Here is a 24,177-nt window from a genome sequence, read left to right as displayed (position 1 = left end):
ATGGGAGAGTGGTATGGATAGCCTTGGCAGTATTTCGGTGTTTGTTCAGGTCGCCGAGACGCGCAGTTTCACTGAGGCTGGCCGGCTGCAAGGAGTGTCATCGTCGGCGGTGGGCAAAAGTATTGCGCGGCTGGAGGCGCGCCTGGGCGTGCGCTTGTTTCAGCGCACCACCCGCAGCGTCACGTTGACCAGTGAAGGGGCGCTGTTTCTTGAACGCTGTCGCAAGATTCTTGCGGAAGTCGAGGCGGCGGAGTTCGAACTGTGCGATGCCGCTGCCAAACCCCACGGCAAATTGCGCATCAGCCTGCCGCAGGTACATGGACTGGTGATGCCGGTGATGAACGAGTTCATGGCGTTGTATCCGCAGATTGAACTGGATCTGGATTTGACCGATCGCATGGTCGATGTGGTTGAAGAAGGTTTCGATGCCGTAATCCGCACTGGTAAACCCCGGGATTCGCGACTGATGGCGCGACCGTTGGGCGATTTTCACATGGTGCTGGTGGCCAGTCCGGCTTATCTGGCGCAGCGCGGCGTGCCGCAAGCGCCGGGCGATCTGGCTGTGCACGCGTGCCTTCGGCACACCTTTCATGCCACTGGAAAACTGGAAAACTGGCCGCTGATTCGCGCGCAGGGAGCCGCAGAGCCGACGTTGCCGACGCGGTTGGTCAGCACGTCGATTGAGGCGGTAAGCCATGCGGCACTGGCCGGCATGGGCATTGCCTGTCTGCCGGACTTCATGACCCGCGAGGCCGAGGCGCAAGGGCACTTGCGTCGCGTGCTCGACGCGCATCTTGAACACATCGGGCAGTTCTGGGTCCTATGGCCATCGAGTCGTCACGCCACAGCGAAATTGCGCGTGTTCATTGATCATCTGGCGTTGCGACTTTTTCCCGCAACTGACGGTCGATAGCGTTGTAACTGCTTTAAGACACTAATCCATGCGCCGCAGGGTCGTGATCTGTTGCACAATACGCCCCGGACTGTTTTCTCTCAGGATGTTCAATGTTGATTTCCACTCCCATGCGTGTTGTCGGGTTGGCGCTGTTGTTGACCGCTGTTGCCGGCTGTTCGAAAGACAAGCCGATGTATGAGCATGAGAACTTCGATGACTCCGGTACGTTTTCGCGCAATTATCCGGTGACCGACGCAGTGAGCTGCGAGGCGGCCCGCCGTGCGTTGCTCAGCCAAGGCTACATCATCACCAGCAGCGACCCGAAACTGGTCAGTGGCCACAAGAGTTTCCAGCAAACCGGCGACACCCACATGGAGATCAGCTTCAACGTGGTCTGCGCCGATGACGGCAGTGCCGGGCACCATGCGACGATGTTCGCCAACGCCTTGCAGGATCGCTACGCGCTGAAGAAAACCAACAACTCGGCCAGCCTCGGCGTGGGTGTGTTGGGTTCGGTGTCGATGCCGATCGGCTCGTCCGACGATTCGATGGTCAAGGTCGCCAGCGAGACGGTGACGTCGCAGAAGTTCTACGAGCGTTTCTTTACGTTGGTGGAATTGTTCCTGCCGGCCGATGCGAAGAAAGCTGCGCATATCGAAGAGAAGCCCAAGGCTGACCTGGGTGTGCCAGAGGCGAAGGCGGCTCCGGCAGCGTTGGTGCCAACACCGTCTCCAACTCCGGCGGCTGAGCCTGCTGCGACACCTGCGCCTGCCGCAGAACCGGCGCCGGCACCTGCTGAGGCGACGCCAGTGACGTCTGAACCGGTTACGCCACCGGCAGAGGCCGCGCCGATCTCTCCGGCCCCGAACGCAGAACCTGCGCCGGCGACCGAAACCATCACGCCACCGGCCAACCCGGACATCCCGCCGCCATCCGAGCCGATTCCGGCGATGCCTGCCTCCGGTCAATAATCCAGCCTCACCCCAAACCCTGTGGGAGCGAGCCTGCTCGCGAAGACGGACTTTCAGTCAGCTCTGTGCTGAATGGTCTGACGCCTTCGCGAGCAAGCTCGCTCCCACAGTGGTTTCTGATGCACTTAAAATCTCGTTACATTCCCCTGACAAAATTGCCGCGATAAATTCCTGACCAGCTGCTACGTTTTATTCATGAAGGCCGGGTTTCACTTTTCCTTCACACGAGCACGTTAAGCTCGAGGCACTGGGCATTTGCTCAGGCCCATTCAAGAGAGCAGCAGGGGGATTACGCGATGGATGAATATCAAGAAGAGCTGCTTGAGTACCAGGCCTTTGAACTGGATCAACCCGAACCCGCCGAAGACGCCACCGAGCTTTAACTTGCAGCTTGTAGCTCACAGCTGCTTTTAAGCCGTTTTGCGATGGCTGCGACGGAATTCGCCGGGCGTCTGGCCGCTCCAGCGTTTGAAGGCTCGCTGGAACGCTTCGGCTGAAGCGAAACCCAGCAGGTAGGCGATTTCGCCGAAGGCCAGTTCGGTGTCGCGGATGTAGGTCATCGCCAGGTCCCGGCGCGTGTCGTTGAGGATTGCGCGAAACTGTGTGCCTTCCTCGGCCAGTTTGCGCCGCAACGTCCAGGTCGGCAGCTTCAGGCGTGCCGCCACTTCTTCCAGGTCGGGTTCCCGGCCACCATTGAGCAACGGCCCCAATAGCTGAGTGATGCGTTCGCGCAGGCTGCGGGTGCGGGTCAATTGTTCCAGTTCCCGTTCACACAGTTGCAGCAGATGCCGCCAGGTACTCGGGCAATGCTCGGGATTACGCTGTGCGAGGCTGTTGAGGTTCAGGCGCAGTTGATTACGCTCGGCGCCGAACTGGATCGGGCAATCCCCCAGTACGCTGTAAGCCTCGCGATAATCGGGCGCTTCGAATTCGATGTCGATGCGTTCAGCGCGCAGCGGCTCGCGGCTGACACTGGAGAGCTGATGTAGCCACCCGGCAATGATCGAGTCTACGACAAAGCGGTTATAGGCGTTATACGGGCTGATCGAGTAGAAACGCAGCCACGCGCCATGGGCGTCTTCGTGGAAACTGGACTGGCCGCGATAGTTGGAACCGTACAACGCCTCGAAACGGATCAGACAGCGCGCGGCTTCGCGCACGGTAGGCGCTTGTGCGGCAGTGACACCGGCCAGCCCGGCCTGGCTCAGGCGACTTAGCTGGCCCATGCGCAGACCCAGCGCCGAATTACCGGTCAGCTGAATCGCCGCGTGGCCCAGACGCATATAGCGCGGAATCGACAAGCGTGCCCCGGCCTCGGCCAGTCGCGCGGCGTCGAGGCCATATTGCTCCAGCAGCGGCTGCGGATCGACCGCATGACTGCGCACCGCATCGGCGAGGCTGTGCACAAAACCCACCGACAAATCCCCAAGGCGCATCGGCAGCGGCTTCATGGCTTACAACCAGATATTCAACAAACGCGCGCCACGGGCCTCGCCATCGGCGAACTGCTGGCCGTTGCTGCTGAGGAAACTCTGACCGGAACTGGCCTTGTCCCAGAACTGCCCACGCAGGAACACGCTGATCCCGGCAATCGCCCGACTGCTCGGCGGTTGTGCGGTCAGCGTCAGACGATGCCAGGCCTGTCCTTCGGTGACTTCACCGGGCTTGAGACTGACTGATCCCGGTGTACTTGAACCTTTGTAGCCGCGCCACGGTTGATTCCACGCACTCTGACCGAACACCTGCGCCGGTACCGCGACCAGTTGCGCGTTTTGCTCATCGAGTTTGCGGTAGTTATCCGGATACCAACTGTCGCTGCCAATCAGCACACCGAGGCGTCCGGCCGGGGTGTCGACCACGTTGAGCGAATGTTTGTCCGCACCCTCGATCACTTCACGTTGGTCGAACACCGGGTGCATCTGCCGCTGCGGCTGACCGAGCGGCAGGCCATCACGGCCAAACACCACGCTGCTGTTGAACAGGGCGCCGCTGCCGGGTCTCAGCCGGCCGTCACGGATGCTCGGTTCCGGCAACACGATCGAACCGGCCACCAGCGTTACGTGAAACTCCTTGGCCAAGCCGCCGAACAGGGCTTGGTAGTCCTTGGCCATGGCCTTGGATTTCATGCGCAGGTACGCGTCATTGAGGCGGTCACTGCCGTTGGCACTGAGCCAGGCGCGGGCGAACAACAACGGATTGCTTGCCGCCAGCCAGTTCATCGCCTCGGCGAGGGATGGCGCCTGGTACAACTCGTCTTTTTCCCCGCTGAGCAGCAGCCAGGTGCCGACGTTCTCCGGCAGCACCACGACGGTTTTGTCGTTCAGCAGGCCTTGATCCTGCGCTTGCTGCAGATAAGCCGCGAGTTTGCGGTGCAAGCGCTCGGGGCTTTGATAGTCGGTGGGAAACAGTTCGGGCTGGATGCCCAGCAGATTGCCACGATCGGCGGGGGTGCCTTGGTCGACTGCCACTTTAATGCGTAAGTCCGACAGGTAATGCCCCGCCGGCCGGTCCGCCGCCCACATGGCGTAGGTGGTCAGGGCGGCGACGAGGGCCATGGAAAAGAACAGGTATAAAAGTTTGCGCATGAAAACCAACAACTACCGGGTACAGGGTATGGCGACTAGGGTAGGGCCCATGGCCCTGGTTGCCAAGGGGCGCTGCGCATTTGGATCAATAAGTTGTCAGTTACGGTCATTGAGTGACAGCGATGCGACTCTTAGTCTGTCGAACATGACTGACGGGAGCCGCAGAGCGCCCGCAACTTTTCCGTGATTGCTCGTTGTGGAGTTACCGATGACCGCCGCTCATTACCCGCACCTGTTGGCCCCGCTGGACCTGGGATTCACCACGCTGCGCAACCGCACCCTGATGGGCTCGATGCACACGGGCCTTGAAGAAAAACCGGGCGGTTTCGAGCGCATGGCGGCGTACTTCGCTGAACGTGCCCGTGGCGGGGTCGGCCTGATGGTCACCGGCGGTATTGGCCCGAACGACGAGGGCGGTGTGTATTCCGGTGCGGCCAAGCTGACCACCGAAGAAGAAGCGCTCAAGCACCGCATCGTCACCCGCGCGGTGCACGACGCGGGCGGCAAGATTTGCATGCAGATCCTCCACGCCGGACGTTATGCCTACAGCCCGAAGCAAGTGGCGCCGAGCGCGATTCAGGCCCCGATCAACCCGTTCAAGCCTAAAGAGCTGGACGAAGAAGGCATCGAGAAGCAGATCAGCGATTTCGTCACCTGTTCGGTACTGGCGCAAACCGCCGAATACGACGGCGTCGAGATCATGGGCTCGGAAGGTTATTTCATTAACCAGTTCCTCGCCGCGCACACCAACCACCGTACCGACCGTTGGGGCGGGAGCTACGAAAACCGCATGCGCCTGCCGGTGGAAATCGTACGTCGCGTTCGCGAAGCGGTCGGCCCGAACTTCATCATCATTTTCCGTTTGTCGATGCTCGATCTGGTCGAGGGCGGCAGCACCTGGGATGAGATCGTCACCTTGGCCAAAGCCATCGAGCAGGCCGGCGCGACCATCATCAACACCGGTATCGGCTGGCACGAAGCGCGGATTCCGACCATCGCCACCAAAGTGCCGCGCGCGGCGTTCAGCAAGGTCACGGCCAAGTTGCGTGGCTCGGTGAAGATCCCGTTGATCACCACCAACCGCATCAACACCCCGGAAATCGCCGAGCAGATTCTGGCTGAAGGCGATGCCGACATGGTCTCGATGGCGCGGCCGTTCCTCGCCGACCCGGACTTCGTCAACAAGGCTGCCGAAGGCCGCGCCGACGAAATCAACACTTGCATCGGTTGCAACCAGGCCTGCCTCGATCACACCTTCGGCGGCAAGCTCACCAGTTGCCTGGTCAACCCGCGTGCCTGTCACGAAACCGAACTCAACTACCTGCCCGTGCAGCAGATCAAGAAAATCGCCGTGGTCGGCGCCGGCCCCGCCGGTTTGTCTGCCGCAACCGTTGCGGCCGAGCGTGGCCATCAGGTGACCTTGTTCGATTCGGCCAGCGAAATCGGCGGGCAGTTCAACATCGCCAAACGCGTGCCGGGCAAGGAAGAGTTCTTCGAAACCCTGCGTTACTTCAAGCGCAAACTGCAGACCACTAACGTTGAGGTGTGCCTGAACACCCGCGTCGATGTGGCGAAATTGATTGAAGGCGGTTACGACGAAATCATCCTCGCCACCGGCATTGCGCCGCGTGTGCCGGCAATTCCGGGCGTCGACAACGCCAAGGTGCTGAGTTATCTGGACGTGATCCTCGAGCGCAAACCGGTCGGTAAACGTGTGGCGGTGATTGGCGCCGGTGGTATCGGTTTCGACGTCTCGGAATTCCTCGTTCACGAAGGCGTGGCCACCAGTCAGGATCGTGCCGCGTTCTGGAAAGAGTGGGGCATCGACACGCAACTGGAAGCCCGTGGTGGCGTGGCCGGGATCAAAGCCGCACCGCACGCGCCGGCCCGTGAAGTGTTCCTGTTGCAGCGCAAGAAAACCAAGGTCGGTGATGGTCTGGGTAAAACCACCGGCTGGATTCACCGTACCGGTCTGAAGAACAAGCAGGTGCAGATGCTCAACAGCGTTGAATACCTGAGCATCGATGACCAAGGCCTGCACATCCGCATCGGCGAAACCGGCGAGCCGCAACTGCTGGCGGTGGACAATATCGTGATCTGCGCAGGTCAGGATCCGCTGCGTGAACTGCACGACGGTCTGGTTGAAGCGGGTCAGAATGTGCACTTGATCGGCGGCGCCGATGTCGCAGCGGAGCTGGATGCCAAGCGCGCGATCAACCAGGGTTCGCGCCTCGCCGCTGAGCTATAAGCAACGCTGCTTGACCTGTGGGAGCGAGCTTGCTCGCGAAGGCGTGGTGGCAGACGACATTGTGTTGGCTGACACTCCGCTTTCGCGAGCAAGCTCGCTCCCACAGGATTTGTGCACACTGCGAACCTTGTGAGCCTGCTCGCGATGGCGGCTTATGAGCGACTAGAATGCCGGCTCTGTCCAGATCGAATCGCCGCCCATGCTTTTGCCCCCCTCCGATTGGCTATCCCAAGCCCCGCTACAACCCCTTCAGCTCGACTGGCTCGCAACCGCCGGCATTGAAGTCGCCCTCCTGCGCCTCGACCAGATCGACCCGCTGATCAGCGGCAACAAATGGTTCAAACTCGTCGAACACCTCAAAGCCGCCGATCGTGCGGGGGCCGAAGGCATCATCAGTCTCGGTGGTGCCCACTCCAATCATCTGCACGCGTTGGCGGCAGCGGGGAAACGGCTGGGCTTCCAAACCGTGGGGCTGCTGCGCGGGCATGCGCAGGAAACGCCGACCGTGCAGGATCTGCAAGCGTTCGGCATGCAACTGCATTGGTTGGGTTACGGTGGCTATCGCGCACGCAATGAACCGGGATTCTGGGCGCCTTGGCACGCGCAGTATCCGCAGTTGTACGCCGTGCCCGAGGGCGGTGGCGGCTTAACGGGGGCGCTCGGTTGTGCGGCCATCAAACAGCAGGCGCAAGCGCAATTGCACACAATTGGCTGGAGTGATTATCACGCTTGGTGGCTGGCCTGCGGCACCGGCACGACATTGGCGGGATTGGTGCTCGCCGAAGCAGGGGCGCACCCGGTCTACGGCGCGTTGGCTGTGCCGGACGATCACGGCGTGGCGCCGCAAGTCGAGTCGATCCTGCAAGCCGCAGGGCAGGGCAACGAGGGTTATGAACTGATCGACGCCAGCCGTGGTGGTTTTGCCAAGGTCGATCCGTTGTTGCTCGCGTTCATTGAACAAACCGAGCAGGCCAGCGGCGTTCCTCTGGAACCGCTGTACACCGGCAAGGCGTTGCTGGCGCTCAAACAGCAAGTCGAGGCGGGCAGATTCGCAGCTGGCACGCGGCTGATCTTCATTCATACCGGTGGCTTGCAGGGCCGGCGCGGTTTTATCGCCAGCCCCTGACGGTCAACCGCGCTTGGGCATCATCCGCAGCAGGGTGTTATCGCGCACCACATAATGGTGATAGATCCCCGCCAGCGCATGCAGGCCGATCAACCAGTAGCCGATAGTGGCAATGAGCACATGCCAGCCCTCGACCTGTTTGGCGAAATTCTTGTTCTCCGCGACCAGCAGCGGCAGATCAAAACCATAGAACATCACCTGATGTCCTTCGGCGCTGGTAATCAGCCAGCCCAGAATCGGCATGCTGATCATGAACAGGTACAACGCCCAGTGCATCAGCCGCGCCAGCACAGTCTGCCATTGTGGCGAAGCAGGGAAGATTTTCGGCGCCGGGCCGAGGCTGCGCGCGAGCAGGCGAAACCACACCAGCACAAACACGGTCAGGCCGAGCATGTAGTGCACTTCGCGGATCAGCGTGCGCCCGCCACTGCCTTTGGGAAAGAGGCCGCGCAACTCCATGCTGGCGTACACCAGCACTAACAGGACCAGCATCAGCCAGTGCAACAGGACCGATACGGTGCTGTAGCGGGATTCGGAACTTGTCCACGGCATACGGTGTTTCCTCACAGATCAGGGTCGAAACCTGCCGTTCTTGAGCGACGGCATGCTTTAACTGTAATCCGCTTTGGCGGATTTGCCTGAGGCTGATCGGACTTTCAATGCCCTGAGTCAGGGCTTTGCCAATAAAAAACGCCAATGTCGGCAAGACGCTGGCGTTTGTGTTTGCAGCGTGCGGCGTAATCAGCTCGATTGCGGCATCTCACCCTTGGCCAGACGCTGGTTGATGTCGGCGATCACTTCCGGCAGATCGGTGATGGTGTCGATCATGTAGTGCGGGCGCGAGCCCTCGAACAGCGCGTGAATGCGTTTGCGCTCGCTGGCCAGCTCATCGCTGCCCAAGGCACGGAAGCCGGCGTAATCCAGACCCAGTGCGTTGCCCGAGCAGATCAGCGCCACCGTCCACATCCCGGCGCGTCGACCTTCAAGGATGCCCGGCACGGTGTCGTCGATCTTCACGCACGCCGCGACATCGTCGATGCCCAGCGCGATCACGTTGGCCAGGGCCTGCGCCGGCCATGGGCGACCATTCGGTACTTCGTCGGTGGCAACCACGTGATCGGCGACGTAGCCGTTGGTAGCGGCCAGTTCGACGACTTTATCCATCACTTGCTTCGGATAACCGGAGCAAGAGCCGATCTTGATGCCTTGCTGACGCAGGTTGGCAATGGTCTCCAGGGCGCCGGGAATCAGCGCCGAGTGCTCGGCGATCTTCTCGATCTGCAGTGGCATGAAGCGGTTGTAGATCGCGGTGACGTCGTCATCGGTCGGCGTGCGGCCGAACGCCTTGCGATAACGTTCGGCTACTTGCGGCTGATCGCAGAGGGTGCGGATGTGGTCCCACTTGCCCATGCCCATCGGGCCACGCGCTTCTTCGATGGAGACCTGCACGTCGAACTCGGCGAAGGCTTCGACGAAGATCTGCGTCGGTGCGAAAGAACCGAAATCGACCACGGTGCCGGCCCAGTCGAGGATCGCGGCTTGCAGCTTGTTTGGATTGACGTAGTTCATGGCAATTAAATTCCTGATTTGGCAATGCAATTCAAACTGTGGGAGCGAGCTTGCTCGCGAATGCGGTCTGACAGTCACCATTGATGTCGCCTGAGACGACGCATTCGCGAGCAAGCTCGCTCCCACAGGGGATTAAGGGTGGGTTTTAGATTTCTAACACTTCCATTTCGCGCAACACGTCGCCAACAGCCGCCACGGCCTGGCGCATTTCGTCCGGACTGACGTGGCCGATGCAGCCGACACGGAAGGTTTCGACCTGAGTCAATTTGCCGGGATAGAGGATGTAACCCTTGGCCTTAACCCGTTCGTAGAAGTCCTTGAACTGATAACGCGGATCTTGCGGCGCATGAAACGTAGCAATGATCGGCGCCTGAATCGCCGCTGGCAGGAAGCTGCGCAAACCGAGTTTGCCCATCTCGTCCATCAGCGCCTCGCAGTTGGCGGCATAACGCGCATGCCGCGCCGGCAGGCCACCTTCTTCGTTGTATTGCAGCAACGCTTCGTGCAGCGCCGCGACGACGTGGGTCGGCGGGGTGAAGCGCCATTGCCCGGTCTTCTGCATATAGGCGTGCTGGTCGAACAGGTCCATCGCCAGCGAATGCGAATTGCCGGCGGCAGCTGCCAGCGCCTCTTTGCGAGCGAAGACAAAACCCATCCCCGGCACGCCTTCCAGGCATTTGCCGGACGCGGCGATCAGTGCGTCGAACGGCACTTGCTGCGCATCCACTGGCAGGGCGCCGAAGGAACTCATGGCATCGATAATCAGGCGTTTACCGTGTTGCTCGACGACCTGAGCAATCTCCGGCAGCGGATTAAGAATCCCGGTGCTGGTTTCGCAATGAATCAGTGCGACGTGGGAGATGTCGCTGTCGGCGCGCAACAGGCGATCTACGTCAGCAGCGGTGGTCGGTTCGTCTTCAGCAGTTTCAAAGGTGCTGAACGAGCGGCCAAGCACTTCGCAGATCTTCGCCAGACGCTTGCCGTAGGCACCGTTGATCAGCACCAGGACTTTGCCGTCACGCGGCACCAGCGTGCCGATGGCCGCTTCAACAGCAAAGGTGCCGCTGCCTTGTAATGGCACGCAGTGGTGAGTCGCGGCGCCATTGAGGATCGCCAGCAATTGTTCGCAGAGGCTGGCGGTCAGTTGATTGAAGCGGTCATCCCATGACCCCCAGTCGACCATCATCGCCTGGCGAGTGCGGGCCGAAGTGGTCAACGGGCCGGGAGTGAGCAGGATGGGTTCGGCGATACTCATTCGTGTGTCCTCGGATAGCGCAGTGGGATGAAGCTACGGGGCATACGTTGCAATTCGCCGTTGCATCAATCAAATTGTTTGTTGTTATGCCAGCCATCAGCGAGAGTTATTCATGAACCTGTTCCAGCTCCGCGCGTTCGACGCCGTGGCCCGTGAAGGCAGCTTCACCCGCGCCGCCGCGCGCTTGTTCATCAGTCAGCCGGCGGTCACCGGGCACATCAAGGCGTTGGAGGAGCACTACCAGATCACCCTGTTGCGGCGCACCGCGCGACGAGTGGAACTGACCGAGGAGGGCACCAAACTCGCGGCGATTACCCGCGCGATGTTTGGCTTGGCGGAAGAGGCGCAGACGATGCTGGAGGCCAACCGGCAGTTGTTGACCGGACGGCTGGAAGTGGCGGCGGACGGGCCGCACATGGTTATGCCGATGCTGGCCAGCCTGCGTGCGCGCTATCCGGGGATCACGGTGAATCTGCGCTTGGGCAATGCTCAGGAAACCCTCGCGGCTTTGTTGTCGGAACACGCCGATGTGGCGGTGTTGACCGAAGTCGAGCCACGCAAGGGCCTGCATCTGCAGGCGCTAAGCGAATCGCGAATTTGCGCGCTGGTGCCAGCGGGGCATCCGTGGGCGATGCGCACCGGAGAAGTGAAGCTCAAGGAGCTGGATCAGGTGATCATGGTGCTGCGCGAGCCGAGTTCGATCACCCGGCGTACGTTTGATGACGCCTGCACGCAGGCGTCGATCCATCCGCGCGTGCTGCTGGAACTGGACAGCCGCGAGGCGGTGACCGAGGCCGTCGCGGCCGAGTTGGGCGTTGGTGTGGTGTCATCGGTTGAGGTCAGCCATGACCCGCGCGTGGTGGCGATCCCGATTGTCGGGCAGGGGCTGGTGAACCGGCACATGATCGGTTGCATGGAGCGGCGGCGGGAGTTGCGCTTGATTCAGGCGTTCTTTGGCCTCGCGCCCGCCGCCCGGTGATCGTTCCCACGCTCTGCGTGGGAATGCAGCCCGGGACGTCCCATCCAAAGCCGAACGCGGAGCGTCCTTTGAGGCGTTCCCACGCAGAGCGTGGGAACGATCAGGAACTGTTCACACAAGACTGTCGCGAACCATATCGAGGAAGGTCGACACCAACCGTCGATTGCTTTGCTCGCGCAAACACACCAGCGTTTCCGTCAGCCGTCGCGTGCAGTCGACAATCGGCAACGCACACACCCGCGAATCCGCGCCAAACTCCGCCGCCGAGACCACGCCGACACCAATCCCGACCACCACCGCCTCACGCGCCGCTTCCCGGCCTTCCACCTGAATCGCCGGGCGAATGCGAAACCCGGCCCGGGCCATTTCCTCTTCCAGTGTCTGCCTTGTCACCGATCCGTGTTCACGCAGCACCAGCGGCGTGTCATCCAGGTCTTCCAGGCAAATCGATTCACGCTCGGCCCACGGATGATTGCGCGAAACAAACGCCACCATCGGATCATTGCGCAGCGGCACACAGAGCAAACGTTCATCACTGACGTCACGCCCGAGCAGGGCTAAATCGGCCTGATAATTGAACAGGCGAAACAGTGATTCATCGGTGTTACCGGTCTCGATCTTCACGCTGATCCCCGGATAGCGTTCGCAGAACCGCGCGATCTGCGGCAGCACGTGCACCGGCGCATCCACCGCCAGAATCAGGCTGCCGGTCTGCAAGGCCTGGGATTCCTGCAGCAACTCCTGCGCTTCGGCTTCAATCACAAACAGGCGCTGGGTAATCGCCAGCAAGCGCTCGCCCAGGTCGGTCAGGCGCACGGAACGTTTATTACGGTGAAACAGCAAAACGCCGAAACGCTCTTCGAGCTTGCGCACTTGGTCGGATATCGCCGGTTGCGTGAGAAAAAGGCGCTCGGCGGCTTTGGTGAAGCTTCCATGCACGGCCACGGCGTGGAAGGCTTTGAGTTGGGCGTGAGACACCGACATGCAGTCACCTGATCGTTAAGTCAGTAACAAGCTGAGCTTATGTGTGAAATACGATAAATCGATTTTATTTATTAAACAGTAATTGCTTTGATCGGCTCACGCCATCGCTGACTGTCCGCTCGGGCAGCACGGTGGCCATGAGCCTGTGCGTGCAACAGCAGGACTCATCTGACCGATATCGCCGTAGGGACGGGGTGATATCGCAGTGCTCAACAATAAAAACACAGGCGTTTTGCTTAACGATTCTGCCGGCACACTCACACCCTGAGGTCAGAACCACCATGAACAAGCACATCGGCACCATTGCGCGTTGGCGCATGCAGATTTTCGCGATTACCTGGCTGGCGTACGCCGCTTTCTACTTCACCCGCAAAGCGTTTTCGGTGGCCAAACTGGGCATCGCCGAAGACCCCACCTTCATGCTCGACAAGATGGCCATGGCCAACCTCGATGCGATCTATCTGGCGGCTTACGCCATCGGCCAGTTCACTTGGGGCATGCTTGCCGACCGCTTTGGCCCACGGGTCGTGGTGCTCGGTGGTTTGCTGATTTCTGCCGCAGCAGCGCTGGTTATGGGCAGTTTTGCCACACTGCCGATCTTCGCTACTTGTATGTTGATTCAGGGTTTGGCGCAGTCCACCGGATGGTCGGGATTGTGCAAAAACCTTGGTAGTTTCTTCCCCTCTCAGCAGCGCGGGCGGGTGCTCGGCCTATGGAGTTCCTGCTACGCGTTCGGTGGCCTGGTGGCGTCGCCCTTCGCCGGTTGGTGGGCGTATACCTTGATGGGCACCTGGCACGCGGCGTTCATTTCCAGCGCGGTGGTGGTTGCCGTGGTCGCGGTGTTGTTTTTTATCTTCCAGCGCAACAAGCCGGAAGACGTCGGCTTGCCGGCGGTTGAGCCGGAGCCTGAACTGACCGCAGAAGAAACCGAAGCCAACAGCAAACTCAGTGTCTGGGAGCCGTTAAAGGAAATCCTGCGTAACCGCACGGTGCTGGTATTGGGCCTGGCGTATTTCATGTTGAAACCGGCGCGTTACGCGATTCTGCTGTGGGGGCCGGTGATTGTCTTTGAACAGATGCCCAGTGTCGGCAAGGTCGGCGCGGCGATCATTCCCACCTCGTTCGAACTGGCCGGGTTGCTCGGGCCGATCCTGATTGGCCTGGCCTCGGACAAACTGTTCGGTGCCCGGCGCATGCCGGCCTGCGTGTTGAGCCTGTTGGCGCTGACCGTGACGCTGGCGCTGTTCATGGGCGCGCTGCACACCGGCAGTGTGTTGTTGGTTGTCGCGTTGCTGTTCGTCATGGGCCTGACACTGTACGGCCCGGATTCAATGATCAGCGGCGCCGCTGCGATCGACTTCGGCAAAGCCAAGGCCGGCGCTACAGCGGCCGGTTTCGTCAACGGCTGCGGCTCGGTCGGCGCGGTACTCGGCGGTTTGCTGCCAGGCTACTTCGATTCGGTAACCGTGTTCATCGTCTTCGCCGGTTGCGCGCTGTTCTCGGCGCTGGTGCTGATTCCGCATTGGAACAGTCGCCCGGTCGGTGTGATGGAACCACGCGCCTCAATCCCCAATTGTCCGCTGACGATCAAACCCCTGCGTTCCTGAAACCCTTTGCCTCGCGGCCTGCTGCGGTGCTCGCGGCAGGCTGGGTCGTGGCCATCTGACTTGGAGAAACCCCATGAGACCGTTTTGGCTGGAGCAGGCCTTGCAGGCCGACAACTCGCAAACCTGCCCGCCGTTGCAGGGCGAAGTCCGCGCCGATGTGTGCATCGTTGGCGGCGGCTACACCGGGTTGTGGACGGCGATCATGCTCAAGCAACAGAACCCTGAACTCGACGTGTTGCTGATCGAAGCGGACATCTGCGGCGCCGGCGCCAGTGGGCGCAACGGTGGTTGTGCGCTGTCGTGGTCGGCGAAATATTTCACCCTTGAACGCCTGTTTGGCGTCGAGGAAGCGGTGCGTCTGGTCAAGGAATCGGAACGCAGCATCCATGCGATCGGCGAGTTCTGTGAGCAGTACGGCATCGATGCCGATTACCGCCTCGACGGCACGCTGTACACCGCGTCCAACCGCGCACAAGTCGGCTCGACCGATGCGGTAATCGCCGCGCTGGAGCGTAACGGCATCAACTCGTTCACCCAGCGTCCGCTCGCCGATGTGCAACGCATGGCCGGCTCCAGCAAACATCTGGAAGGCTGGTTCTCGCCGGCCGCGGCCAGTGTGCAACCGGGCAAACTGGTGCGTGGCTTGCGTCGGGTGGCGCTGCAACTGGGTGTGAAAATTCACGAAAACACGGCGATGACCGGGCTGGAAGAAGGACGCCCGGCACGCTTGCAGACGCCGGATGGCAGGGTGATCGCCGATCGCGTGGTGCTGGCAATGAACGCGTGGATGGCCCGTGCCTTCCCGCAATTCGAACGCAGCGTGGCGATTGTCTCCAGCGACATGTTGATCACCGAACCGCGGCCCGACCTTTTGCAGGAGATTGGTTTGACCAGCGGCGTGACGGTGCTTGATTCGCGGATTTTCGTGCACTACTACCACAACACCCCGGACGGCCGGATCATGCTCGGCAAGGGCGGCAACACCTTCGCGTTTGGCGGGCGGATGCTGCCGGTATTCGATCAGCCATCGCCTTATGCCGGCCTGCTGAAAAACAGCCTTGCGGACTTCTTCCCGGCGTTTGCCGATGTGAAAGTCGATGCCACCTGGAACGGGCCGTCGGATCGCTCGGTCACCGGTTTGCCGTTCTTCGGCCAGATGAGCAGCGCCGGCAATGTGTTTTACGGGTTCGGCTATTCCGGCAGCGGCGTCGGCCCGTGTCATATGGGCGGGCAGATTCTCGCTTCACTGGTGCAAGGCCTGGACAACCCGTGGACGCGCTCGCCGCTGGTCAATGGGCCGCTGGGCTACTTCCCGCCGGAACCTATCCGTTACCTCGGCTCATTGATGGTGCGCAACGCCATCCGCCGCAAGGAGCGCGCCGAGGATCATGGGCGGCGACCTCGGCACCTGGACGTGCGTCTGGCGAAATTCGCCGCGGCGGCGGGCAAGGCCGACAAAGGTTGAAACACTGCTCCTGCAGGCTGGCTCAGCGGGGATCGCTGTTGAGCAACCAGTCGAGCAACAAGCTGCTGTCACGTGCGGGTGGTGGTTCGCGAGGCGTAGGCTTGCGCGAGTTGCCCAGACACAGGATCGGTCGATCCGGGTCGCTGTCGAGGAAACTCACCCACACTTCGCTGCCGGCGCAGGGCAGTTCGTCCAGTGCGATTCGACCATTGGCTCGCGTCATGGCGATGGGTAACCAGATCGCGTCGTCATCAAGTGCTTGCGGGTGTTCCGAGGGCCACAGTCTGACGGCGACTCGACCGTGCTCATCGAGTTGTGCCGGTTGCCCGGCAGGCCCGAACACCTGCGCCAGGTGATATCCGGCAATGCCGGGACGGGCTTGCCTAAGCGCGGGACGAAAATCGGTTGACCAGGGCTGGGCAGCGAAATCGTTGTGGTAGCGGTGCAGGGCAGGGCTCGGGTCAAGAATCGACGGATGCTCCCCGTGATGACGGATCGACGTGAGCCGCCATTGTTCGTTGAAGTGGCTGATCGGATGCGCCGACACTTGCAGCAGATGCCCACTGAGCAAACCGACCCGATCACTGCGGCCATTGATCGTGCGGTGCTGGCAGCGTTGCCGCTCCAGATGCCGACGGCTGCGTTGTTCGTGGTGACGTTGCTCGAGGGAAGGTATTGGCGGCAGGGGATTTGCCGTGATGTGGTTGGCGGCATCGGCGCTGATCACCTGTTGCCCTCGATTACGCACCGCATGCAGCGTGGCGATGGGGGCAGCGTGGTGATGCTGGTACAGCGCACTGACGCAGGGAGAGGGCGTTTGCTCGCCGGCCTTGAAGGCAAGCAGCACCGGCACTTGGGGCAGGCTCAGGCTGTCATCGGCGAATACGACAATGTGGCCGTCCATTCGGTGTTCGAAGTGATAGTGGATGCCTTCCTCCTCGCAAAGCCTGTGCAGCAGCGCCAGATCACTTTCTTCGTACTGAATGCAAAACGGACGGATCGGGTATTGCCCGACGCTCATTTCAATTCGGTAGCTCTCAACGGGCAGGGCATTTTCCTTGAGCAGTTGCTGGAGAATCTGCGGCACGCTTCGTTGCACGAAGACCCGCCGTTTGCATGGCTGGGCCAACTTTTGCAGGCGCGGCACGACAGTTAGTCGATAGCCGATCCGATGCGTGCCGCGATGTTCGCAACGGGCACTGTCGATCAAGCCGTGAACCCCATGCTGGTCATCCAGGCGCAGGTAGGCCGGTTGGTGCAGGAAGTTATCCGGCGCCACGGCGGGGGCCAGGCCGATCAGTTCGATGTCGAAGCGATAGGGCTGGTTGAGCGCTTCCTCACCGTGGAAACGCACCACCGGCAGGCACAGGCCGCTGTCGGTAAGGGTCAGGGTAAAAGGACTTTCCTTGTCATTGAGCATTCGAACAGGCTCTGTCAGGCAATACGGGCCTGAGAGGGTACGAAACCACAGCGCTGAATGGTCATGTCAAAGGTGTTTTTCAGAATCCCCCTACAAGCACTGGTGAAGATGTCGATTCTGCATTGTGTTTTTTTGGTCGATTGCCGACTTTAGGCCGTATAAACTTGGCGCCACGCGTCGGCCAATAGATGTCTCGGCGCCACAGATCAAGAGAGTGAGTAATGGGCGCACAGTGGAAGGTTAAACACAAAGAAGCGGCAGCCAACGCCAGGGGCAAAATCTTCGGCAAACTGGTGAAGGAAATCACCATTGCTGCGCGCAACGGTGCCGATACCGCTACCAACGCACACTTGCGTCTGGTGGTTGAACAGGCCAAGAAAGCCTCGATGCCGAAAGAAACCCTCGATCGCGCGATCAAGAAAGGCGCCGGTCTGCTGGGTGAAGCGGTGCAATACCATCGCGTGACCTATGAAGGTTTTGCTCCGCACCAGGTGCCGCTGATCGTCGAGTGCGTGACCGACAACATCAACCGTACCGTTGCGGAAATCCGCGTGGCGTTCCGTAAGGGCCAACTGGGGGCTTCCGGCTCCGTGGCCTGGGACTTCAACCATGTCGGCATGATCGAGGCTTCACCGGACACCCCGGACGCCGATCCGGAAATGGCTGCGATCGAAGCGGGCGCGCAGGATTTCGAGCCGGGCGAAGACGGCGCAACGCTGTTCCTGACCGATCCTACCGATCTGGATGCGGTGCAGAAAGCGCTGCCAGAGCAAGGCTTCACCGTGCTGTCGGCCAAACTGGGCTACCAGCCGAAGAACCCGGTCAGCGGTTTGAGCGACGAGCAGATGGCTGAGGTTGAAGCGTTCCTCGAAGGCCTCGACAACCATGATGATGTACAGGACATGTTTGTCGGCCTGGCGGGCTGATCGGCTTCATCAGTGATGGCCTCATCGCGGGCGAGCCCGCTCCCACAGGTTCAGAGGCGTCCACACATTTTGTGAACGACCCGGACACTGTGGGAGCGGGCTTGCCCGCGATTGACTGCGCAGCAGTCAGCTTTCCTGCAAAACCGCAATCACTTCAGCAAACCCCGGCCGCGCCAGCACATCCGCCTGACAGCAACGTCGCTCCAGCTCTTCAAGCACCGCACGCAATTCATCGCTCAACCCCGAGTCGATGCGTGCCAGCAATTCCCCCAGCAAAATCCCGAACGCGCGCACTTCGATGCGTTGCAACGCGCGCGTTTCCGCCGTGTCGGCAATAGCGTGGAACGACGCCCCGCCAAAATCCCCGAGCAGGCAATCGCCGCGCTCGTTCAACAGAATGTTGTGCCCGTAGAGATCGCCATGGGTGATGCCTTGTTGATGCAAGTGCTGCGCTGCCGAAGCGATGCCTTTGGCAATGTTCAGCGCAACCTCGGCACTGAACCGGCAATCATCGGCATACACATCGCGCGAGCAGGATGCCAGGCTTGGCAGGTCGGCGAGGTTACGGAAGGACGGATTGATCAGTTGCATCACCAATCCCTGCTGGCCGTCGGGATGGCCACTGATGCGCCCCTCGATGCGGATCAGATTGGGATGCAGGCCGGCGGTGATACAGGCGTTCATTTCGTGCAGCGGGGAACCATCGCTGGTCATTTCACCTTTGTACAATTTCACCGCAACCGACGTCACTGAACCATCGTCGCGTTGCCAGCTCGCCCGGGAAATCACCCCCGAGGCACCTTCACCCAACCGTTGCTCCAGACGCAGCGCCGACCAGTCGATTGGCGGCGTCGCCTCCAGTGCGGCGGCGTCCGCCTCGGTCTCCAGCGGATTACCGGCGTAGGCCAGCCAGGTCAGGCTCGGCAGCGCGAGCAGCCACTGCGGCAGCTCGGTGAACCGGTTGGCGGAAATGCGCAGTAACTCAAGCCGATGGCAGTTGCTCAGCGAAGGCGGCAGCGCTTGCAGACGATTGCCGGACAGCATGAGTTTTTGCAGGGCCGGGCGCTCACCGAGTTCGCTCGGCAGGCTTTCGATGCAGTTGTCGGTCAGGATCAGCCAGCGCAGCTGAGGCGGCAGGGCTTGAGCGGGGACGTTGACGATGCGATTGGCCCTGAAGCCGATCATTGTCAGCGCCGCGCATTGGCCGAGACAGGCCGGCAGTTCGGTGAACGGGTTGTCGGAGCAGAACAGCACGCGCAGGCGCGTCAGACGGTGCAAGTCATCCGGCAGACGGCTCAGGGCGTTGCCGCTGAGATTGAGGATTTCCAGAGTGTCGGCCAGGTCGAAAATCTCGACCGGGAACTCGGTCAGGCCGCAAGACAGATCCAGCCGCGTGATGCCCGACAACTTGCCGGCGCGTAATTGAGCAAGGGTGTGCATGTTTGTATTCGCTAATGATCAGTGGAGCCGCTGAGGCGCTCGGAATGGGCGACATGATAACGGCAATACCCGGATTTGAAATTGGGTCGGTGGCGAAACTTCAGCTGCCTTTTGTGGGAGCGAGCCTGCTCGCGAAAGCGGAATGTCGGCCGCTTATGTATTGACTGACACCCCGTCTTCGCGAGCAGGCTCGCTCCCACAGGGCCGGTGTGGTCAGTCGACGTTGTGCATCTCTTGCAACTGCCCCAACCGACTGCGCGTGCGCGCCAGGTCAATGGCGTGGCCGTCGAGGCTTTCGCGCAAGGGCAGGCGACCCAGTAACGTCAGATGCTTGTCCTGGTCGTACAGCACGTCGATCAGGTTGATGAAGCGTTGTTGCGCGGCGATCGGGCATTCTCCCAGTTCCGGTAGATCATCAATGATCCAGCGGTCGAAACGTCGACACAGCTCCAGATAATCCATGACCGCCGTCGGCTGTTCACACAGATCGTTGAAGGTAAAACCAACACTTCGCTCTTTACACCACCGAGCCCGAATCTGCCGGGTGCCGACCGTTAGCGCAACGCCCGGCGCATCCGCGGGCGCCAGCTTCAGAGCGGCGCGTTGCGCTGGCGTGGCTGGCCACACGTAATGCCCTTGAGTGAATATCTGCTGCGCAGAGTGGCGCGTGTGACTGCGGTAATCGTGCGGGCCACCGACTTCCATCACTTGCATGCGGGTGTTGATCAGCTCGATCACCGGTTTGAAGCGGGCGTGATAGAGCGGATTGGGCAGCAGGCCTTCAGGCGGATAGTTGGAGGTCACCAGCAGCAGAATCCGCCGCTTGAACAACGCCTTGAAAAGCCGGGTGATAAGCATGGCATCACCGATGTCATGCACATGAAACTCGTCGAAACACAGCACCCGACAATCCTCCAGCAGTTCGTCGAGGGTCACTTCGAGGGCATCGTCCTGCTCGCGATGGCTGAACATGCCTTGATGCAATTGCGCGAAGAACTGATGGAAATGCAGGCGCCGTTTCTGCGTGATCGGCAGGGCCTGAAAGAAGCCGTCGAGCAACCAGCTCTTGCCGCGCCCGACGGCGCCGAACAGATAGAGGCTCGGCGCGGTTTGGCCGCTGGCGCCAAACAGCAGACTGGCCTGCTGTGCCATGCAATCGATGACGCGCTGCTGGCTGTGGCTGAGGGTGTAACCCTGACCGCTGGCCTTGTGCCGGAAGTAGTCGCGGATCGACTGGGCACTGGCGTCATGCCCGGCGCTGGCCGGCAAACCCTTGCCGAACCAGCGGCGCAACGCCGGCCAGCGCTGGATCAGTCGCGATCGTTTCGGCGGTTGGGCTGGCACGTTGGCGTCTCCGTGTTCGTAGAACCGGCTCCCGGAAGCGCGGCGACATAGTGTAACCAGACGCCGACTTGGCCAGCCACTGGGACGGGGCGAGAGTGGGCGGTTATTGAACAAACTTATGCGGCACGTACAGCAATTTTTAGCGACATGGCCCGACCACTTGCCAACCTTTCGAAACATATCCCGGGCGATCCCTGGATCCAATCGACTGGCGGAATCGTCGACCGTTGCTAACCTCAATCACAGAAACGACGTCGCAAGCGATCACTGACAAGGAATGGCGCAGTGAATACAGGGGTGGTCATCGGCCTGCTGGGAGTACTCGTTACGCCTGTCTATGCGGCGGATCTTCAGGTCGAAGTGCGCGTCGATGTGCAGCGCGGCTGCCAGTTGATCGGCCAGCAGCGCGAGGCCGGTATCGAGCAATTGGGTGTGCTCGACTTTGGCAGCAGCGCGCGTCTCGATGATCCGGCCGGGCCGTTGGCTGCAGCGCTGACCAATCAGCGCCTGCCAAGGCTGGAGTGCAACCCGGACACGCCGTACCAGATGCGCGTCGACGGCGGTTTGCACGGCGGTGTCGGGGAAGTCCGTTACATGGCAGGGGTGGCGGGCAGCAAGCCGATTCCCTATCGCTTGTATCAGGACGCGGCGCGACGACTGCCGCTGGTGGTGAACGTGCCGGTCAGCGGACGGGTGCCGGACAGCGGCACGGTGGAATTACCGCTATACGCGCGCATCGAGCGTTTGGCTGAAGTGCCGCGAGTCAGCCGTTATTCGGATCTGGTCAAGGTGACGGTCACTTGGTGATCGCGATGACAACAGGCACTCGGTGGACGCGGGTGCACAAGGAAGGCGCTCAAAGATGAGCGCGGTGATCGAGTCAGCGTAAAGGAGCAGGGACGGGCGCAATGACAGGCAGACACTGGATGGTGGTGGCGGCAGGTACGCTGGCTATGCTCGCAGACGATGCGCAAGCGGCGGTCAGCGGGCAGATCAATGCGCGGCTGATCCTGATTGCCGGCTGTGAAGTCAGCAACACCAGCACTCCCGCCAGCCCGGTCAGCAATCTCGGCACCCTCGATTTTGGCCTTCAGGGCCCCACCTGGAACGCGCCGATCAAGGCCAGTCTCGGCAGCGACAGCAGTGGCAAACTCAATGTCGCCTGCAATCCTTCAGTCACCGGTTTCACCGTCACTATCGACGGCGGCACCCACGGTGACGGCAACACCCGACGGCTGAGCAACGGCCGCCAGACCCTTCCTTATCAGCTGTTTGTCGATCCCTCCGGCACCCGGAGCTACAGCATCGGCCAGCAACACAATTTCGCTGTCACCAGCGCTGCGCAGATACCCATTCCGGTATTTGGCTCGGTGGTGGCGAATACCCGCGCGGTGCCGGCAGGGGTCTATACCGACACCCTGACGGTGACGCTCGACTGGTAACCCCGTAGAGGACGGACACCATGCGTACGTTTGCATCAAGGATAGGTTTGTCACTGCTCGGCCTGGCGCTGGTTTCAGGTGCCAACGCCGCCACCACGGTCACCGGCCAGATCACCTCCAGCCTGATTCTGATCAGCAGTTGTCAGGTCAATGGCGCCGGCGGTTCCACCGGGCTGAACTTCGGTGCGTTGAATTTCGGCACCGCCAACAGCCTGTTCACTACGGCCACCGGGCAAGTGCTGGGCGGTGGCGGCGGGGCGCTGTCGATTCTCTGCTCCAGTGGCACCACGCCGACGGTCAAGGTGCGCGCCGGTTCCCATGACGGCATGTCGCCGGGCGGCACGCGAGCGTTGTATGACGGGGTTGCCAATTATGTGCCGTACGACTTGTACACCGATGCCGGGCACTCGCAACTGCTGGCGATCGACGGGACCATCAATCTTGCGGCCAGCACCGGAGTCGCGCAGACGGTGAACCTCTACGGTCAGGCGGTGGGCAAAGCCGGTTTGCCGGCGGGAACGTACACCGACACCGTCGCTGTTGAACTGACGTTCTGATGCCATGTGCCGCCATGGCTGCGCCGCGCTGCTCTTGCTCTGTGCGGGCAGTGCGCCGCTGCCGCTGACGGCGGCGACCAGCCAGAGCTTTCAGGTCAGTGCCACGGTCACTGCGGGATGTCTGGTGGTGGGCGGGGTGTCGAATTATGGCGGGCTGAACTTCGGTTCACGTTCGGCGCTGGCGACCGGCACCGTCCAGGTCGCGCTGACCGGCGGCGTGCAGTTGCAATGTACACCGGGGGTGACGCTGAACATGAGCGTCGATGGCGGCCAGTACAACAGCAGCGGCCGGCACATGCAGGTCAACAGCGGCAGCGCGCGGGTGGCGTATGCGCTGTTTCGCGATGCGGCGTACAGCCAGAGCCTGGGCATCGGCCAGAGTGTGGCGGTGGCCTACAGCGATGCGAACAACATCAGCCTGCCGATTTACGGTCAGGTGCAATTGCCGGGCAATCAGCCTGGGGGGACGTACAGCGACGTGTTGCAGGTGCAGCTGTCGTGGTAAGGCGAAGTTGAATGGCCGACAAGGAGCAGGTTTATGGGGTCAGTTACGTCACGGCATTCTTTCCTGCGCTGTGCGATGTGGACGATGGTCATGCTTGGGGCAAGCCAGGCACATGCGGCGAGTTCGGTGCTGATCTGGCCGATCGATCCGGTGCTGGAGGCTGATCAACAGGCCAGTGCGCTGTGGCTGGAAAACCGCGGCAACGAAACCGCCAATCTGCAGATCCGCGTGTTCGGCTGGAGCCAGAGTGGTTTCGCCGAGCAATACCAGAACCAGCGCGACGTGATCGGCAGCCCGCCGGTGGCGAAAATCGAGCCGGGGCAGAAACAACTGGTGCGCCTGACCCGGACCAAAGAAGTGCCGCCGGGACAGGAACTGGCCTACCGGATCATCATCGACGAGATTCCTTCCGCACAACCCGCGGGCGCTGACGGAGGTAAAACTGCTGCGGCGATCCGCTTCCAGATGCGCTACTCGGTGCCGCTGTTTGCCTATGGCGCCGGGCTATGGAGCAAAGAAGACAGCACCCGCGCGCGAGATCCCAAGGGCGTCGGCCTGCCGCAGTTGAGTTGGCGCACGGTGGCCGTGGACGGCAAGCCGTATGTGGAAGTGCGCAATCAGGGCGCAGTGCATGCGCGGCTGACCGATGTCGCTATAAAGCAGGCCGGGCAGAGCAAACCGTTGGCTGAAGGGCTGCTGGGTTATGTGCTGCCCGGCGCGGTGATGCGCTGGCCGGCACCGACGCCGCTGACCAGTGATTCGGCGTTGCAGGTACGAGTAAATGGCGCGGCACAGGTGCAGAGCATCACGCCAGCCAAGTGAGTGAGTCGTAGCGCGGGCATCTGGCGTCGACGAAAGC

22 protein-coding genes are annotated in these 24,177 nt (G+C 61.2%); 13 read left to right on the top strand and 9 right to left on the bottom strand.

The features are described from left to right. Nucleotides 1-13: 13 nt before the first annotated feature. Both FGA82_RS25225 and FGA82_RS25220 read left to right on the top strand, forming a co-directional pair. Complete coding sequence (locus FGA82_RS25225) at nucleotides 14-913, top strand: LysR family transcriptional regulator (protein WP_141129178.1); 900 nt, start codon at nucleotides 14-16, stop codon at nucleotides 911-913. A 92-nt stretch (nucleotides 914-1,005) separates the two neighbouring features. Continuing rightward, the gene (locus tag FGA82_RS25220) at nucleotides 1,006-1,866 is read left to right on the top strand and encodes a DUF2242 domain-containing protein (protein WP_141129177.1); all 861 of its coding nucleotides are present in this window, start codon (nucleotides 1,006-1,008) and stop codon (nucleotides 1,864-1,866) included. A 410-nt stretch (nucleotides 1,867-2,276) separates the two neighbouring features. Here the strand turns inward: FGA82_RS25220 and FGA82_RS25215 are convergent, their stop codons facing one another. Continuing rightward, on the bottom strand, nucleotides 2,277-3,317 hold the full coding sequence (locus FGA82_RS25215) for an AraC family transcriptional regulator (protein WP_141129176.1): 1,041 nt from the start codon (nucleotides 3,315-3,317) through the stop codon (nucleotides 2,277-2,279). A gap of 3 nt (nucleotides 3,318-3,320) precedes the next feature. Further along, on the bottom strand, nucleotides 3,321-4,451 hold the full coding sequence (locus tag FGA82_RS25210) for a nitrilase-related carbon-nitrogen hydrolase (RefSeq protein WP_141129175.1): 1,131 nt from the start codon (nucleotides 4,449-4,451) through the stop codon (nucleotides 3,321-3,323). A 208-nt stretch (nucleotides 4,452-4,659) separates the two neighbouring features. On the opposite strand from FGA82_RS25210, the gene FGA82_RS25205 reads away from it, so the two are divergent. Both FGA82_RS25205 and FGA82_RS25200 read left to right on the top strand, forming a co-directional pair. Further along, the gene (locus FGA82_RS25205) at nucleotides 4,660-6,699 is read left to right on the top strand and encodes an NADPH-dependent 2,4-dienoyl-CoA reductase (RefSeq protein ID WP_141129174.1); all 2,040 of its coding nucleotides are present in this window, start codon (nucleotides 4,660-4,662) and stop codon (nucleotides 6,697-6,699) included. A 199-nt stretch (nucleotides 6,700-6,898) separates the two neighbouring features. Next, nucleotides 6,899-7,825 (top strand): 1-aminocyclopropane-1-carboxylate deaminase/D-cysteine desulfhydrase, encoded by a 927-nt coding sequence (locus tag FGA82_RS25200; protein WP_141129173.1) that lies wholly within the window; start codon nucleotides 6,899-6,901, stop codon nucleotides 7,823-7,825. Nucleotides 7,826-7,828: 3 nt separating this feature from the next. On the opposite strand, the gene FGA82_RS25195 is transcribed toward FGA82_RS25200, so the two are convergent. The 3 genes from FGA82_RS25195 to FGA82_RS25185 all read right to left on the bottom strand — a co-directional run bounded on the left by FGA82_RS25195 (nucleotide 7,829) and on the right by FGA82_RS25185 (nucleotide 10,649). Continuing rightward, complete coding sequence (locus FGA82_RS25195; protein ID WP_141129172.1) at nucleotides 7,829-8,377, bottom strand: cytochrome b; 549 nt, start codon at nucleotides 8,375-8,377, stop codon at nucleotides 7,829-7,831. A 189-nt stretch (nucleotides 8,378-8,566) separates the two neighbouring features. Further along, entirely contained in the window at nucleotides 8,567-9,394 is an 828-nt protein-coding gene (gene phnX / locus FGA82_RS25190; protein ID WP_141129171.1) for a phosphonoacetaldehyde hydrolase, read from the bottom strand. A 145-nt stretch (nucleotides 9,395-9,539) separates the two neighbouring features. Beyond that, nucleotides 9,540-10,649: a 2-aminoethylphosphonate--pyruvate transaminase gene (locus FGA82_RS25185; protein ID WP_141129170.1), complete on the bottom strand. Its 1,110-nt coding sequence runs from the start codon at nucleotides 10,647-10,649 to the stop codon at nucleotides 9,540-9,542. A gap of 112 nt (nucleotides 10,650-10,761) precedes the next feature. Between FGA82_RS25185 and FGA82_RS25180 the strand changes: the two genes are divergently transcribed. Beyond that, entirely contained in the window at nucleotides 10,762-11,628 is an 867-nt protein-coding gene (locus tag FGA82_RS25180; protein WP_141129169.1) for a LysR substrate-binding domain-containing protein, read from the top strand. Between the two features lie 111 nt (nucleotides 11,629-11,739). Here FGA82_RS25180 and FGA82_RS25175 read toward each other — a convergent pair whose 3' ends face one another. Beyond that, a complete protein-coding gene (locus tag FGA82_RS25175) occupies nucleotides 11,740-12,612 on the bottom strand; it encodes a LysR family transcriptional regulator (RefSeq protein WP_141129168.1) in 873 nt (290 codons plus the stop codon). A 281-nt stretch (nucleotides 12,613-12,893) separates the two neighbouring features. Here FGA82_RS25175 and FGA82_RS25170 point away from each other — a divergent pair, with 281 nt between their 5' ends. Both FGA82_RS25170 and FGA82_RS25165 read left to right on the top strand, forming a co-directional pair. Then, nucleotides 12,894-14,219: an MFS transporter gene (locus FGA82_RS25170; RefSeq protein ID WP_141129167.1), complete on the top strand. Its 1,326-nt coding sequence runs from the start codon at nucleotides 12,894-12,896 to the stop codon at nucleotides 14,217-14,219. A gap of 73 nt (nucleotides 14,220-14,292) precedes the next feature. After that, the gene (locus FGA82_RS25165; RefSeq protein WP_141129166.1) at nucleotides 14,293-15,684 is read left to right on the top strand and encodes an FAD-dependent oxidoreductase; all 1,392 of its coding nucleotides are present in this window, start codon (nucleotides 14,293-14,295) and stop codon (nucleotides 15,682-15,684) included. Nucleotides 15,685-15,706: 22 nt separating this feature from the next. Here the strand turns inward: FGA82_RS25165 and FGA82_RS25160 are convergent, their stop codons facing one another. Then, nucleotides 15,707-17,104, bottom strand: coding sequence for a type VI secretion system Vgr family protein (locus FGA82_RS25160; protein ID WP_141129165.1), 1,398 nt, complete (start codon nucleotides 17,102-17,104; stop codon nucleotides 15,707-15,709). Between the two features lie 221 nt (nucleotides 17,105-17,325). Here FGA82_RS25160 and FGA82_RS25155 point away from each other — a divergent pair, with 221 nt between their 5' ends. Further along, nucleotides 17,326-18,030 carry a YebC/PmpR family DNA-binding transcriptional regulator gene (locus FGA82_RS25155; RefSeq protein ID WP_141129164.1) on the top strand — a complete coding sequence of 235 codons (705 nt, stop codon included), beginning with the start codon at nucleotides 17,326-17,328 and terminating at the stop codon, nucleotides 18,028-18,030. A gap of 126 nt (nucleotides 18,031-18,156) precedes the next feature. Here FGA82_RS25155 and FGA82_RS25150 read toward each other — a convergent pair whose 3' ends face one another. Then, a complete protein-coding gene (locus tag FGA82_RS25150; protein WP_141129163.1) occupies nucleotides 18,157-19,470 on the bottom strand; it encodes a leucine-rich repeat-containing protein kinase family protein in 1,314 nt (437 codons plus the stop codon). 213 nt (nucleotides 19,471-19,683) lie between these two features. Continuing rightward, entirely contained in the window at nucleotides 19,684-20,814 is a 1,131-nt protein-coding gene (zapE, locus tag FGA82_RS25145; protein WP_141129162.1) for a cell division protein ZapE, read from the bottom strand. Nucleotides 20,815-21,099: 285 nt separating this feature from the next. On the opposite strand from zapE, the gene FGA82_RS25140 reads away from it, so the two are divergent. The 5 genes from FGA82_RS25140 (at nucleotide 21,100) to FGA82_RS25120 (ending at nucleotide 24,140) form a co-directional block, all read left to right on the top strand. Further along, nucleotides 21,100-21,621 carry a Csu type fimbrial protein gene (locus tag FGA82_RS25140; protein ID WP_141129161.1) on the top strand — a complete coding sequence of 174 codons (522 nt, stop codon included), beginning with the start codon at nucleotides 21,100-21,102 and terminating at the stop codon, nucleotides 21,619-21,621. 101 nt (nucleotides 21,622-21,722) lie between these two features. Further along, complete coding sequence (locus tag FGA82_RS25135; RefSeq protein ID WP_141129160.1) at nucleotides 21,723-22,256, top strand: Csu type fimbrial protein; 534 nt, start codon at nucleotides 21,723-21,725, stop codon at nucleotides 22,254-22,256. 20 nt (nucleotides 22,257-22,276) lie between these two features. Continuing rightward, on the top strand, nucleotides 22,277-22,813 hold the full coding sequence (locus FGA82_RS25130) for a Csu type fimbrial protein (protein ID WP_141129159.1): 537 nt from the start codon (nucleotides 22,277-22,279) through the stop codon (nucleotides 22,811-22,813). A 4-nt stretch (nucleotides 22,814-22,817) separates the two neighbouring features. After that, nucleotides 22,818-23,318 (top strand): Csu type fimbrial protein, encoded by a 501-nt coding sequence (locus FGA82_RS25125; RefSeq protein WP_141129158.1) that lies wholly within the window; start codon nucleotides 22,818-22,820, stop codon nucleotides 23,316-23,318. Between the two features lie 33 nt (nucleotides 23,319-23,351). Then, complete coding sequence (locus tag FGA82_RS25120; RefSeq protein ID WP_141129157.1) at nucleotides 23,352-24,140, top strand: fimbrial biogenesis chaperone; 789 nt, start codon at nucleotides 23,352-23,354, stop codon at nucleotides 24,138-24,140. Nucleotides 24,141-24,177: the final 37 nt, after the last annotated feature.

The organism is Pseudomonas fluorescens (assembly GCF_005938625.1).
GTDB lineage: Bacteria > Pseudomonadota > Gammaproteobacteria > Pseudomonadales > Pseudomonadaceae > Aquipseudomonas > Aquipseudomonas fluorescens_BD.
The sequence above is the reverse complement of the archived record's forward strand: the minus strand, read 5'-3'. Positions and strand labels throughout refer to the sequence as shown.